At 76.6% G+C, this 14,152-nt stretch carries 11 protein-coding genes; 10 read left to right on the top strand and 1 reads right to left on the bottom strand.

What is annotated here, in order from left to right:
- Nucleotides 1-106: 106 nt before the first annotated feature.
- From argS to FBY24_RS01605, 9 genes are all read left to right on the top strand, one after another.
- Nucleotides 107-1,789 (top strand): arginine--tRNA ligase, encoded by a 1,683-nt coding sequence (gene argS, locus FBY24_RS01645; RefSeq protein ID WP_142157512.1) that lies wholly within the window; start codon nt 107-109, stop codon nt 1,787-1,789.
- Nucleotides 1,786-3,198: a diaminopimelate decarboxylase gene (gene lysA, locus FBY24_RS01640; RefSeq protein WP_142157510.1), complete on the top strand. Its 1,413-nt coding sequence runs from the start codon at nt 1,786-1,788 to the stop codon at nt 3,196-3,198. Before argS ends, lysA begins: the two co-directional genes overlap by 4 nt.
- Before the next feature lie 239 nt (nt 3,199-3,437).
- Nucleotides 3,438-4,544 (top strand): hemin ABC transporter substrate-binding protein, encoded by a 1,107-nt coding sequence (locus tag FBY24_RS01635; RefSeq protein WP_174243458.1) that lies wholly within the window; start codon nt 3,438-3,440, stop codon nt 4,542-4,544.
- Nucleotides 4,541-5,581, top strand: coding sequence for an iron ABC transporter permease (locus FBY24_RS01630; protein ID WP_142157508.1), 1,041 nt, complete (start codon nt 4,541-4,543; stop codon nt 5,579-5,581). The genes FBY24_RS01635 and FBY24_RS01630 overlap by 4 nt, the downstream gene beginning before the upstream one ends.
- The gene (locus tag FBY24_RS01625; protein ID WP_222117191.1) at nt 5,578-6,483 is read left to right on the top strand and encodes a heme ABC transporter ATP-binding protein; all 906 of its coding nucleotides are present in this window, start codon (nt 5,578-5,580) and stop codon (nt 6,481-6,483) included. Before FBY24_RS01630 ends, FBY24_RS01625 begins: the two co-directional genes overlap by 4 nt.
- Nucleotides 6,480-7,613 (top strand): hypothetical protein, encoded by a 1,134-nt coding sequence (locus FBY24_RS01620; RefSeq protein ID WP_142157506.1) that lies wholly within the window; start codon nt 6,480-6,482, stop codon nt 7,611-7,613. The genes FBY24_RS01625 and FBY24_RS01620 overlap by 4 nt, the downstream gene beginning before the upstream one ends.
- Nucleotides 7,610-8,875, top strand: coding sequence for a hypothetical protein (locus FBY24_RS01615; protein ID WP_142157504.1), 1,266 nt, complete (start codon nt 7,610-7,612; stop codon nt 8,873-8,875). The genes FBY24_RS01620 and FBY24_RS01615 overlap by 4 nt, the downstream gene beginning before the upstream one ends.
- A gap of 96 nt (nt 8,876-8,971) precedes the next feature.
- The gene (locus tag FBY24_RS01610; protein ID WP_142157502.1) at nt 8,972-10,753 is read left to right on the top strand and encodes a hypothetical protein; all 1,782 of its coding nucleotides are present in this window, start codon (nt 8,972-8,974) and stop codon (nt 10,751-10,753) included.
- A 115-nt stretch (nt 10,754-10,868) separates the two neighbouring features.
- Nucleotides 10,869-11,891, top strand: coding sequence for a WxL protein peptidoglycan domain-containing protein (locus tag FBY24_RS01605; RefSeq protein ID WP_142157500.1), 1,023 nt, complete (start codon nt 10,869-10,871; stop codon nt 11,889-11,891).
- Here the strand turns inward: FBY24_RS01605 and FBY24_RS01600 are convergent.
- Nucleotides 11,860-12,534: a heme oxygenase (biliverdin-producing) gene (locus FBY24_RS01600; protein ID WP_142157498.1), complete on the bottom strand. Its 675-nt coding sequence runs from the start codon at nt 12,532-12,534 to the stop codon at nt 11,860-11,862. The two genes, FBY24_RS01605 and FBY24_RS01600, sit on opposite strands and share 32 nt — an antisense overlap.
- Before the next feature lie 248 nt (nt 12,535-12,782).
- Between FBY24_RS01600 and FBY24_RS01595 the strand changes: the two genes are divergently transcribed.
- Complete coding sequence (locus FBY24_RS01595) at nt 12,783-14,102, top strand: homoserine dehydrogenase (RefSeq protein ID WP_142157496.1); 1,320 nt, start codon at nt 12,783-12,785, stop codon at nt 14,100-14,102.
- The last annotated feature ends 50 nt before the right edge of the window (nt 14,103-14,152 follow it).

The raw sequence follows: 14,152 nt of genomic DNA, 5'->3' as shown, positions 1-14,152 counted from the left end.
CGACGCCCTCCGTGCCAGACCTGGACGCCTGTCGGGCGCGGCGCGTCGCCCGACCGGACCGTGGGCGGCGCCCGGAGGGGGCGGTCGCGCTCGGTACGATCGCCCGGTGACTCCCGACCAGCTCGCCGACGCCCTGCGCGGCGCTCTCGTGCACGCCGTCGACGACGGCACGTTCGCCCTCGACCCGGCCGCCGTCCCGGCCCGCGTGCACATCGAGCGACCCCGCCAGCGCGACCACGGCGACTGGGCGACGAACGTGGCGATGCAGCTGGCCAAGAAGGCCGGCACGAACCCGCGCGCCTTCGCCGAGGAGCTCGCGCGCCGGCTCGCCGACGTCCCGGGCGTCGCCGCTGTCGACGTCGCCGGTCCCGGGTTCCTCAACATCCGCCTCGAGGCGTCGGCCGCGGGCGAGCTCGCCCGCACGGTCGTCGAGCAGCGCGAGGCGTACGGCCGCAACGAGACGTTCGCCGGGGTCAAGGTGAACCTCGAGTTCGTCTCGGCGAACCCGACGGGGCCGATCCACATCGGCGGTGTGCGCTGGGCCGCGGTGGGGGACTCCCTGGCCCGCGTGCTCGAGGCGTCCGGCGCGCAGGTGACGCGCGAGTACTACTTCAACGACCACGGTGCGCAGATCGACCGGTTCGCGCGCTCGCTGCTGGCCCGCGCCCTCGGGCAGGAGGCCCCGGAGGACGGCTACGGCGGGGAGTACATCGCCGAGATCGCCGAGCAGGTCGTCGCCGACGCGATCGCCGCGGGCGAGCCCGACCCGCGCACGCTGGGCACGGCGGAGGCCACCGAGGCGTTCCGCGTGCGGGGCGTCGACCTGATGTTCGCCGAGATCAAGGCGTCGCTGCGCGACTTCGGCGTCGAGTTCGACGTGTACTTCCACGAGGACTCGCTGCACGAGTCCGGCGCCGTGGACCGCGCCGTCGCCCGGCTGCGCGAGTCCGGGCACATGTTCGAGGCCGACGGGGCGACGTGGCTGCGGACCACGGACTTCGGCGACGACAAGGACCGCGTCGTCATCAAGTCCGACGGGCAGGCCGCGTACATCGCCGGCGACATCGCCTACTACCTCGACAAGCGCGAGCGCGGGTTCGACCGCGTCGTCATCATGCTCGGCTCGGACCACCACGGGTACGTGGGCCGCATGATGGCCGTCTGCGCGGCGTTCGGGGACACCCCGCACGTGAACCTCGAGCTCCTCATCGGGCAGATGGTCAACCTCCTCAAGGACGGTCAGCCCGTCCGGATGTCGAAGCGCGCCGGGACGGTCCTGACGATCGTGGACCTGGTCGACGCGATCGGCGTCGACGCCGCGCGGTACGCCCTCGCGCGCTCGTCCAGCGACCAGGCCATCGACCTGGACCTCGACCTGCTGACGCGGGCGTCGAACGAGAACCCCGTGCACTACGTGCAGTACGCGCACGCGCGCACGGCGTCGGTGGCCCGCAACGCGGGCGAGGCGGGCGTGCACCGCGAGGACGGGTTCGACGGCTCGCTGCTCGACCACCCGTCGGAGGCCGTGCTGCTCGGGCACATCGCGGACTTCCCGCGCGTCGTGGCCCAGGCGGCTGACCTGCGCGAGCCGCACCGCGTGGCCCGCTACCTCGAGGACCTCGCCGGCGCGTACCACAAGTGGTACGACCAGAAGCGCCGCGTGATGCCGTTCGGCGACGAGGAGGTCACGGACGTGCACCGCACGCGCCTGTGGCTCAACGACGCGACGCGGCAGGTGCTCGCCAACGGGCTCGGCCTGCTGGGCGTCACGGCGCCCGACCGCAAGTGACCGACGCGCCGGCCGGGCACGCCGCGGGCGTCCCGGCCGGGGTGCCGTGGTCCACCGGCGTCGTGCGCGGCGCGGACGGCGTCGTCCGCGTGGCGGGCGCCGACGTGCACACCCTCGCGGCGGAGCACGGCACGCCCGCCTACGTGCTCGACGAGGCCGACCTGCGCGCGCGGGCCCGGGCCTTCCGGGAGGCCTTCGAGGCCGCGTGCGCGCAGGTCGGCACGGGTGCCGACGTGTACTACGCCGGCAAGGCGCTGCTCACGCGCGCGGTCGCCCGCTGGGTGCACGAGGAGGGGCTGCGCGTCGACACGGCCAGCGGCGGCGAGCTCGCGGTCGCCCTCGCGGGCGGCGTGCCGGGTGCCGACATCGGCCTGCACGGCAACAACAAGTCCGACGCCGAGCTGCACGCGGCCCTGGACGCGGGCGTCGGGCGGATCATCGTCGACTCCCTCGTCGAGGTGGACCGGCTCGCGGACCTCGTGGCCGCCCGCCGCGCCGCGGGGACACCCACGGACGCCGCCCCGGTGATGGTCCGGCTGACGACGGGCGTGCACGCGGGCGGGCACGAGTTCATCGCCACCGCCCACGAGGACCAGAAGTTCGGGCTCTCGCTGGCCGCCGGGCCCGCCGGCGGTGACAGCCCTGCCGTCACGGCGCTGCTGCGCGTGCTGGAGCGCCCCGAGCTGCGGCTGCTCGGCCTGCACTCGCACATCGGCTCGCAGATCCTCGACCCGGCCGGGTTCGGCGCGGCCGCCGAGAAGGTCCTCGCGCTGCGCGCCGCGCTGGCCGCGCGCACGGGGGTGCTGGTCGAGGAGGTCGACCTCGGCGGCGGCTACGGCATCGCGTACCTGCCCGGCGAGGTCGCGCTCGACCCGGACCGCGCGGCCAAGGAGGTCGTGCACGCGGTCGCGGACGCCTGCCGCGCGCTCGGCACCCCGCTGCCGCGCCTGTCGGTCGAGCCGGGCCGGGCGATCGTCGGCCCCGCGGGGCTGACGCTCTACACGGTGGGCACGGTCAAGCCGGTGCGGCTGGACGACGGGCGCGTGCGCACGTACGTCTCGGTCGACGGCGGCATGAGCGACAACATCCGTCCCGCGCTGTACGGCGCGCGGTACCACGCCGAGCTGGTCGGCCGGGCGTCCGACGCGGCGCCGGTGCTGGCCCGTGTGGTCGGCAAGCACTGCGAGAGCGGCGACGTGGTGGTGCACGAGGTGCAGCTGCCGGGCGACGTGCGCGCCGGGGACCTGCTCGCCGTGGCGGCGACGGGCGCGTACGGCCGGTCGATGGCGTCGGGCTACAACCTGCTGACCCGGCCGCCGGTCGTGGCGGTCCGCGCGGGTGCGTCGCGCGTGCTCGTGCGCCGCGAGACGCTCGCCGACCTCCTCGCCCTCGACGTCGGCGACGCCTGACGCCCGTCCCGTCCCTCGCCCGGTCCCGTCACCCGGCCCGTCACGACGCGTGACGGCCCGGACGTGCTCCTGGCCCGGCCCCGACGGCCGCCGCCCCGCCCGGGCGGCGGCCGTCGTCGTGCGCGGGAGGTGTGGCGCACACCACCGCGCGGAGGGTTGGATAGGCAAACCTCACTGAGGTTAGGCTCACCTCTGCGACGCGGGCGCGTCGCACCTCCACGACGAAGGCGGTGGGCGGCGTGCGCGCGGCAGCGACCTGGCGGCGGCTGGCGAGGACGGCCGCCGCCCTGACGGCGACGGCGGCGCTGGCCGCGTGCAGCACGCTCGGGGGCGCGGCCGGGCCCGTCGCCGACGGCGGTGCCCGCCTGGCCGACGTCGCGCCGGTCGCCGACCCCCGCGCGCTCGAGGGGCCGAGCACCGCGGTCGTCGCCGACGCCGCCGTGCGCCCCGTCGCCGACGACCCGCAGCCGCAGCTGCCCGCGAGCGTCGTCGACGTGCAGGGCACGTCCGTCACGGTCACGGACGTCAGCCGCATCCTGGCGCTCGACGTGTACGGCACGCTCTCGCGCACGGTCTTCGAGCTCGGTCTCGGCGACAACGTCGTGGGCCGGGACGTCTCCTCGGGGTTCGCCGAGATCGCCGACCGGCCCCTGGTCACCACCGGGGGGCACGACCTGTCCGCCGAGGCGATCCTCGAGCTCGCCCCCACCGTGGTCGTCACCGACACCACCCTCGGTCCCTGGGACGCGGTGCTCCAGGTCCGCGACGCGGGCGTCCCCGTCGTCGTCGTCGACTCCCGCCGCGACGTGACGACCGTCGGCGACCTCGTCCAGCAGGTCGCCGACGCGCTCGGCGTCCCCGACCAGGGCGAGGAGCTCGCCCAGCGGGCCAGGACCGAGATCGACGCGAAGATCGCCGAGATCGCGGCCGTCGCCCCCGCGGACCCGGCCGACCGGCTGCGGATCATGTTCCTCTACGCCCGCGGCCAGGCCGGCGTCTACTACCTGTTCGGCGAGGGGTCCGGCGCCGACTCGCTCGTGGAGGCGGTCGGCGGCGTCGACGTCGCCGGCGAGATCGGCTGGGAGGGCATGCGCCCGCTCAACGACGAGGGCCTCGTCACCGCCGCACCCGACGTGATCCTCATGATGACCGACGGCCTCGAGTCCGTCGGGGGGGTCGACGGGCTGCTCGAGCGCCTGCCGGCGGTGGCGAGCACCCCGGCCGGCGAGCGGCGCCGCGTCGTCGACATGGCCGACTCCCAGGTGCTGAGCTTCGGGCCGGCGACGGCGGACGTGCTCGACGCGCTCGCGGTCGCGCTGTACGCACCGGGCCAGGACGACGCGTGAGCCCGGCACCCGCCCGGGCGCTGCTCCTCGGGGGCCTCGGGGTCGCCGTCGTCGTGCTCACCCTGGTCTCGGCCGGCACCGGGCAGCTCCACGTGCCGCCCGCCGAGGTGCTCGGCTCGTTGCTGCACCGCGTCGGCCTCGACGTGGGTCCGGTGCCGACCCACCCCCACGGTGACGCGGCCCTGTGGACCGTCCGGTTCCCGCGGGTCGCCATGGCCCTGCTCGTCGGCGCCGCGCTGGCCACCGGCGGTGCGGTCATGCAGGGGGTGTTCGGCAACCCCCTCGCGGACCCGGGCGTCGTCGGCGTCTCGTCGGGCGCCGCCGTGGGGGCCTGCCTCGTCATCGTCACCGGGTGGGCGTTCGCCGGGCCCTGGACCGTGGCGCTGCTCGCCTTCGTCGGCGGCCTCGTCGCCACGCTCGTGGTCTACGCCACCGCCCGCGCCGGCGGGCGCACCGAGGTCGTCACGCTCGTCCTGACCGGCGTCGCCGTCAACGCCGTCGGCGGTGCCGCGGTCGCGTTCCTCACCTTCCTCGGCGACACCCAGGCCCGGGAGCAGATCGTGTTCTGGCAGCTCGGCAGCCTCAACGGCACCCGGTGGGCGTACGTCGGCGTCGTCGCGCCGCTCGTCGCGCTGGGCGTCGTGGCCGCCCTCCTGCTGGCCCGCCGCCTCGACCTGCTCGCGCTCGGCGAGCGCAACGCCCGGCACCTCGGTGTCGACGTCGAGCGGCTGCGGCTCACCGCCGTCGTCGTCGTGGCCGTGCTCACCGCCGCCGCCGTCGCGTTCGTCGGCGTGATCGCCTTCGTCGGGCTCGTCGTGCCGCACGTGGTGCGCATGGTCGTCGGCCCCGGGCACGCGGTCCTCGTGCCCGCGTCCGCGCTCGGCGGTGCCGTGCTGCTCCTCGGAGCCGACCTCGTGGCCCGCACCGCCGTGCCCTACGCCGACCTGCCGATCGGCATGCTCACCGCGCTCGTCGGCGGCCCGTTCTTCTTCTGGCTCATCCGCCGGACCCGCCGGACCGCGGGAGGCTGGGCGTGACCGCGACGGCGCCCGGCGGCGTCGTCCTCGCCGCGCGGGGCGTCCACGTCGCGTACGGCGCGCACCGGGTGCTCGACGGCATCGACCTCGACGTGCGCGGGGGCGAGCTCGTCGCCCTCGTCGGACCCAACGGCGCCGGCAAGTCCACCCTCCTCGGCGTCCTGGCCGGCGAGCCGCACCCCGACGCGGGGCGGGTGCTCCTCGACGGCGTCGACGTGCGCGACCTGCCCCTGACGGACCTGGCGAGACAGCGGGCCGTCATGCTCCAGGAGGTCCGGGTGTCCTTCCCGTTCCGGGTCCGCGAGGTCGTCGCCATGGGACGGCACCCGTGGCGCGGGACCCCGCAGGAGGCCGACGACGACGCCGTCGTGGACCGCGCGCTCGTCGCGGCCGACGTCGTCCCCCTCGCCGACCGCACGTTCCCGACGCTGTCCGGCGGGGAGCGGGCCCGCGCCGCGTTCGCCCGGGTGCTCGCCCAGGACGGCCGGGTCCTGCTCCTCGACGAGCCGACGGCCGCGCTCGACGTGCGGCACCAGGAGGCCGTCCTCGCCCGCGCCCGTGCCGCGGCCGGCGACGGCTGCGCGGTCGTCGTCGTGCTGCACGACCTCACGCTCGCCGCCGCGTACGCGGACCGCGTCGTCGTCCTGGCCGGCGGCCGGGTCGCGGCCGACGGCCCGCCGCGCGCCGTCCTCACGTCGGCCCTGCTCACCGAGGTGTACGGCCACCCGCTCGAGGTCGTGCCGCGCGCCGGGACCGACGAGGTCGTGATCCTCCCGGTGCGCAGGCCCCGCCCCGTCGGCGACCCCGCCCCGTCCGCGCACCACGGCGCGGACCAGCCCGCCGACCATCCCGCCGACCACCCTGCGGCCGCCGCCGCCCGTCCCTGCGAGGTCGTCCCGTGACCGCAGCCCTCCGGAACCGGACCGTGCCGGCGCTCACCGTGCTGCTGGTCCTCGTCGCCCTCGGGCTCGTGGCCCCGGCAGGCCCCGCGGCCGCCGCGGCACGCGTCGACGTGGTGGGTCTGGACGGCCGCGCGGCCGTCGCGGCGGACGGCACGACGACGCTGACGCTGACCGGGACGGGCTTCCAGTCGGTGCCGTCCGCCCACGGCGGCATCTACGTGCTGTTCGGCTGGGTCGACACCACCGGCTCCTGGCGCCCCTCGCAGGGCGGCCTGACCGGGCAGGACCTGCGCTACGTCCCCGACAGCGAGAGCGCCGACAACGCCGGTCACCAGCGGTTCGTCGCGTTCCCGGGGTCCGACACCGCGGCCGCGGCCAACGGTGGGGTCGTCGACGCCGGCGGCACGTGGAGCACGACCCTCCTCGTCCCCGGCGCCCGGTTCACCGCGACGGACCGCTCGGGAGCGCCGACCGAGGTCGACTGCACGCAGGTCACGTGCGGCGTCATCACGATCGGCGCGCACGGCGTGAAGAACGCCACCAACGAGACGTTCACGCCCGTCGACGTGGTGCCCCGGGGGGCCGCCGTCGTACCCGCGCCCGCGAGCGATGAGCCCGCCGCCGCCCCGGCCCCCGCCACCAGCGGCGCACCGACCACCGCGGCCGCCCCGACCCCGGGCGCGGTGCGCGTCGGCGTCGACTCGACCACGGTCGTGCAGGGGCGTGTCGTGGGCTTCACCGGGCAGGGCTTCACCCCGGGGGAGCAGGTCGTGGCGGCGCTCGCGGGCGGCCTGGCGGCGCTGGGTCCGCTCGTCGCCGGCGCGCACGGCGAGGTGGCGGGCGTCCTCCAGCTGCCCGCGGACCTGCGCCCGGGCACGCACGTGCTGGGCCTGACCGCCGCGGCGTCGGGCGCGGTGGCCGAGGTCGAGCTGACCGTGGTCGCGGACCCCGTCGTGGCGGCCGCGGCCGCGGGGGCCGCCGCCGAGCCCCCCGTGACGACGCCCGCGACCGTCGCCGTCGGCGTCGCGGCCCTGCTCCTCGTCGTCCTCGTCGTGTCGTCGGCGGTGACCGCCCGCCGTCGGCGGCGGGCCGGTGCGGTCGCGGTGCTGCCGTCGGGAGCGGTGCGATGAGCGCGCGCCTGCTGCGCGCCGCGTCGGCGGCCGTGCTCGCCCTGGGGGCCGTGCTGGCGGCGGCTCCTGCCGCGGTGGCCGACGACGTCGAGGTCGAGGTGGTCATCCCCGACGTCGGCGGTCTTGAGGTCACGGACGCCCAGCTGCGCTGGGGGCTCAACCTCGAGGTCGGCGGCGGGGCCTACGCCGGCGGGTGCAACTTCCTGTCGGCGGGCCGTGCCGGCGACGCGGGCTCCTCGCGCGTGTGGACGCAGGACGACGGGCTGTGGGCCGCGACCGACGGCGACGTCAGGGTCGAGAAGCCGGACGCGACCGGCGCGTGGCGCACCGCCACCTGGGCGGGCCGCTGCCTGGACCGCGACGGGCGGCCGGTGCAGGCGTCGTCGCCCGCGAGCGCGTCCGAGAACCAGGTGGTGCTCGACGGCGGGGTCGGCTCGGTGGACCTCGACGAGGGGACCGCGACGGTCCGGTGGACGGGGTCCTTCACCGTGGCCTTCTACGGCGGCATGACGTACTGGTCGGCGTCGGACCCGGTGCTGACCGTCGAGGCGGACGGCACGGGCACGCTGACGGCCACGGCGTCGGGGTACGCGGCGAGCATGGCCGACGCGGGCGAGTGGGCGCCGGTCCCGCCGACGTCGGTCACGCTCGCGACGCTGCGCGGCGTGGAGCTGGGGCCGGACGGGTTCACGGTCACGCCCGAGTACCTCGGGGTGCGGGTCGACGTGCCGGCCGGCGGGACGGCGCAGGCGGCGCGGGACGCGTCGAACGCCGCCTTCTGGGGAGCGTTCCCGCAGGACCTCGTGCGCTTCCAGGCCCGGACGGGGCAGGCGTCGTACTGGTACACGAGCGGCGGGGCGCGGGACGCGGCCAAGCCGGCGACGCCGGTGGCGGTCAGCTGGGACGCGTCGTCGCCGGTCCCTGCGCCGGTCGCGCCCCCGGGCGCGGCCGTCCCGGCGGTCCCGGTGGCCGGGGCGTCGGGCGGGTCCGCGGCGTCGGGCGGCGCGTCGTCCCCCGTGGCGCGCGCCGTGGCGGCGGCCTCCGACGTCGCGTCGGCCGGGCCCGCCGCGGCGGTGGCCGCGCTGCAGGCGTCGACGGTGCTGGCGGCGGCCTCGCTGATCCCCGCGGCGGCGGCCGTGACGGGGTGGTTCGTGCTCGAGGGCCAGGCGCTGGCGTGGTCCGTCGCGGGGCTGCTCGGGGCGGCGTCGGTGGCGGTCGTGGGGTTCGTCAAGGGCTGGCTCGTGCTGCCGTGGGCGCGGTGAGGGCCACCCGAACGGGACTTGTCGTCCTAATTAGGTAAGGCTAACCTAACTATCATCCACCCCGCGTTCCGCGGGGAGGCTGACGAAAGGACATCGATGTTCACTGCAGCGACCGGTCGACGCGGCGCCACGTGGCGCACGCGCACGATGGCCGGCCTCGGTGCGCTCGTGCTCGGCGGGACGGCGACCCTCGTCGCCGCCGCCCCCGCGAGCGCGGCCGTGCAGGACGTGGACGACGCGACGTTCACCTGGGGCCTGAGCGGCTACGCCCAGGTCGGCATCTTCGGGGCCTGGACCTTCAAGGACCTGACGGGCGCCGCGACGGTGCTCACCGGCAGCGTCTCGGGCGGCACCCAGCAGGAGTACCTGGTCGACCCCGTGCCCGCCACGTCGTTCCCGACGAGCAAGGCCGGCCAGACGCCCAACGCGGTGCGCTTCACGGGCGGCACCGGCACCGCCGACCCCGTGACGGGCGCCGTCGACCTCGCCTGGGACGGCAGCTACACCGTGAACGCCTACCCGGCCCAGTTCAACGCCCCGAACGAGGTCTACTCCGACCCGCGCCTGGAGGTCGCGGCCGACGGCTCGGGCGAGCTGTCGTTCGACTTCACGCTCGGGGCGGGCACCGACATGAGCGGCAACCCCGTCGCCGAGACGGCCTACGGCCGGATCACCGTGCTCACGTTCGACGAGGGGTCGATCGACGTGACCGGTGACGGCGAGGTCCGGTTCTCGCCCGACTACCAGGGCGTGACCGTGACGACGACCGACAGCGCCGCGCAGACCACGACGTGCACCGCGACCGGCGGCGCCACCGGCTGGTGGGGCTCCTGGGCGCCAGGGTTCGTCGGCGCCGTCCCGGCCTCGGTCCGCCCGCACTTCTACTCGACCGGCTGCGGCGGCATGCAGGACAACAAGCCCGCGCTGCCCGTGGACGTCGCGTTCACGGTCGCCGAGGACGTCCCGGCACCGGCGACCCCGCAGGTCGCGGTCTCCACGACGACGCTCGCGCTCGACGGCACGACCGACATCACCGTCACCGGCACCGGCTTCACGGCGGCCACCGACGGCACCTCGGCGGGCGTCTACGTCGCCGTCGGTCCGCTCGTCGGTGACGACTGGCACCTGAGCCCCGCACCGTTCCAGTACGCGAAGTGGGTGCGGACGTCGTTCGCGGGTGCGGAGACGTCGACCGGCGCCACGCTCGGCGCCGACGGCTCCTTCGTCGTGCACTTCACCGACGTCAAGCCGGTCTACACGAAGGGCGCGACCACCTACGACGCGTCGGTCACCCCGCTCAACGTCGTCACCTTCGCGGCGCAGGCCTCCCCGTACCGCGGCCTGGACACCGTCACGCCGCTGACGTTCGTCGACGCGGACGGGCTGCCCGTCGTCGTCGACATCCCGGAGGAGGTCGACCCCGAGGAGCCCGGGCCGGGCGAGTTCGTCTGGGCGATCGACGGCGGCACGTCCGCGGTCAGCCTGGGCGTCGCCCAGCCGACGGCCGCCGGGTTCGGCGCGTCCGGCGCCCTGCGCACCGTCACGGTCACCGACACCCGCGCCGGTGCGCCCGCGTGGTCGCTCAGCGGTCAGGTCGGGGACTTCGCCACCGCCGACGGTGCGCTCACGTTCGGCGGCCAGTCGCTCGGCTGGAGCCCCGCCCTCGGCACGAACACCGTCGGTGCGGTCGCCGGCGCCACCGTCGCCCCGGGGACGGCCGCGTCGGACGGCCTGCGCTCGTCGCGCACGCTGGTCTCGGCGCCCGCCGGGCACGCGGCGGGCTCCGTCGCGGTCGACGCCGGCCTGAGCCTGCTCGCGCCCCTGACGACCGAGCCGGGCAGCTACAGCACGACGCTCGTCCTCACCGCGCTGTCCTGACGGCGTCCCGACCGGGGCCGGACCTCCCCTCCGCCGGCCCTCACCACCGGACGACCCGGCCCCCCGCGGTCCGGGTCGTCCGGCGCGTCCCTCCTCGCCCCCCGGGAGAACCACCGTGCCCCGAACGTCCCTGCCCGCCCCGGTCCGGGCGCTGCTCGTCGCCGCGACCGCGGCCCTCGCGTCAGCGCTCGCCCTCGCCGTCCCCGCAGCCGCGGCGACCGTCCCCGCGAGCGCGAGCGCGACCACGACCACGGCGGTCGACGGCGCCGTCTCGTGGGGCGTGCGGCCTGCGGTGGCCGCCGACGGCACGGCGCGGGCGAACTTCGTCTACGAGGTCGAGCCGGGCGACGTCGTGGACGACGTCCTCGTCGTCACGAACCACGGCGCCGACCCGCTGACCCTCGACGTCTACGCCGCCGACGCCTTCACCACGCCGTCCGGGGCCCTCGACCTCCTCGCCCCCGGCACGCCGTCGACCGGCCTCGGCACGTGGGTCCGCGTCGACCGGGCGTCCGTCGAGCTGGCGCCGGGAGCCGAGGTCGAGGTGCCGTTCGTCGTCGAGGTGCCTGCCGACGCGCGCCCCGGGGACCACGCCGGCGGGGTCGTCACGTCGCTGCGCACGTCCCAGCCGGGGCAGACCGTGCAGGTCGACCGGCGGATGGGCGCGCGCGTGCACGTGCGCGTCGCCGGCGAGGCCGTCTCCGCGGTCGCCGCGCGCGACGGCGCGGTCGAGGTCGCCGGCTCGGCGAACCCGTTCGCCCCGGCCGCGGCGCTCGTGACCTACACGGTGGAGAACACGGGCGGCACCCGGCTGGCGGGCACGGCCGCGGTGCGCGTCGCGGGCCCCGGGGGAGCGGCCGCCGTCGAGGTCGTCGACGAGCTGCCCGAGCTCCTGCCCGGCGACGTCCTCGTGCGCCAGGTCCAGGTCGACGGCGTGTGGCCGCTGGGGCGGGCCCGCGCCGACGTCGACGTGCTCGTCGAGGGCGTCGGCCTGGGGGCGGGCTCGGCCGAGCCGCGGTCGCTCACGGCCGCGACGTGGGCCGTCCCGTGGGCGCAGCTCCTCCTGCTCGGCGCCGCCGTCGGGCTCGGCCTGGTGCTGCCGAGGCTCAGCGCACGTGCACCGCGCCCAGGTCCGTGAACATCGCGCGGTTGAGGCGGAACGCCAGCTGCGCCTCCGCCACGACGCCGGCCTGCTGGGCCGGGGTGAGCGGCAGGGCGTCCAGGCGCTCGCGGTACACGTCCTTGAACGGCTTGAGGCGGTGGATCTGCGGGAAGTCGTAGAACGACAGGCCGGTGGTCAGCCCGTAGTGCCGGGCGATCATCCGCTGCAGCACCTGCCCGCCGGACAGGTCGCCGAGGTAGCGGGTGTAGGCGTGGGCCGCGTAGAGCACGAGGTCGTCGCCCACGGCCTGCAGCCGGGTCGCGTAGGCGGCCGTGGCGGGCAGCACCCGGACCTGCGCGCGCCAGCCCTCGCCGAGCAGCGCGGCGAGGTCGGCCTCGATCGCGGGGACGCGCTCGAGCTCGTCGAAGACGAGGCCGCCGTCGGCATCGGCGGCGCGCAGCCGGGCACCGGCCGCCTCGAGGGCGGTGTAGACGGCGTGCTGCTGCGCGGCCAGGTCGGTGTACGCGGCCACGTCGAGCTCGCCGGCGACGAGGCGCTCGACGAACGAGGAGCGCTCGGCCTCGCTGTGCTCCTGCCGGGTGCCGGCGCGCAGCGCGGCGGAGAGCGGGACCGTGGCGACGGGGTCCGCGTCGAGCGTGGTGGGCGTGGCTGCGCTCATCGGGGCTGCTCCTGGGGGAGGGGGGAGGTGCCGGACGCACGGCGGGTGCCGTCGTTCTGACAGTGTGTCACGTCCCAGCCTAGATGAGGTAAGGCTCACCTCACAAGGGGTGTCCGGGGGTGGACGGGCCCGACGCGCCCGCGGGCCGGACGCGGGTCCGCCCGCCCCTGCCCCCGCCCTATCCTGGCCAGACCGCCGTCCCCCGGGACGGCGGTGCGCCCGCCGCCCGTCCCGAGGAAGGCACCCCCGTGGTCCCGTCGCCCGACACCCATCCGCCCCTGCGCGTCGCCGTCCTCGGCTGCGGCGTCGTCGGCACGGAGGTCGTGCGCCGGCTCGTCACGGACGGCGACGAGCTCGCGGCCCGCGTGGGTGCGCGTCTCGAGCTCGTCGGGATCGGGGTGCGCGACGCCGACGTCGAGCGCGACCCCGTCGTGGACCGCGCGCTGCTCACCACCGACGCGGCCTCCCTGGTCGAGAAGGCCGACGTCGTCGTCGAGGTGATGGGCGGGATCGAGCCCGCGCGCACGCTGCTGCTGCACGCGGTCGCGCACGGCGCCGGCGTCGTCACCGCCAACAAGGCCCTGCTCGCCCAGGACGGCCCGACGCTGTACGCCGCCGCCGACGCCGCGGGCGTCGACCTCTACTACGAGGCCGCCGTCGCCGGGGCCATCCCGATCGTGCGGCCCGTGCGCGAGCAGCTCGCGGGGGACACCGTCCAGCGCGTGCTCGGCATCGTCAACGGCACCACGAACTACGTCCTCGACACCATGACCACCCAGGGGCTGGGCCTCGACGAGGTCGTCGCCGAGGCCCAGCGCCTCGGGTACGCCGAGGCCGACCCGACCGCCGACGTCGAGGGCTACGACGCCGCCGCGAAGGCGGCGATCCTCGCGTCGCTGGCGTTCCACACCCGGGTCGCCCTCGACGACGTCGACCGCACCGGCATCACCGGGCTCACCGCCGACGACGTGGCCTGGGCGGCCCGCACCGGCCACGTGCTCAAGCTCCTCGCGGTCGCCGAGCGCGCCACCGGGCAGGACGGCACCGCCGGCGTGCTCGTGCGGGTCCAGCCCGTCCTGGTCACCGCCGACCACCCGCTCGCGAGCGTCCGCGGCGCGTTCAACGCCGTCTTCGTCGAGGCCGAGGCCGCCGGCGAGCTCATGTTCTACGGGCGCGGCGCCGGCGGTGCGCCGACCTCGTCCGCGGTGCTCGGCGACCTCGTCCAGGTCGCCCGCCACCGGGTCCTCGGCGGCAAGGGGCCGGTCGAGTCGTCCTACGCCGCGCTGCCCGTGCTGCCCGCCGGCGACGCCCGGTCCCGCTACCAGGTCCGCCTCGAGGTGGCCGACCGGCCGGGCGTGCTCGCCGCCGTCGCCGGCGCGCTCGCCGACCAGGGCGTCTCCGTCGAGGCCGTCCGCCAGACGACCGCGCTCGACGCCGACGGCCGGCCCGTCGCCACCCTCGTCATCACCACCCACACCGCCACCGAGCGCGCCCTGCGCGCGACCGTGGACGTCGTCGACGCGCTCGACGCCGTGCACCGCGTCGTGCAGGTGCTGCCGGTGCTCTGACCCGCACGCCCCGCAGGACCCCGAACCAGCGCGCAGCACCGACCCCGAGG

Origin of the sequence: Cellulomonas sp. SLBN-39, assembly GCF_006715865.1 — a bacterium.
Taxonomy (GTDB): Bacteria; Actinomycetota; Actinomycetes; order Actinomycetales; family Cellulomonadaceae; genus Cellulomonas.
The sequence above is the reverse complement of the archived record's forward strand: the minus strand, read 5'-3'. Positions and strand labels throughout refer to the sequence as shown.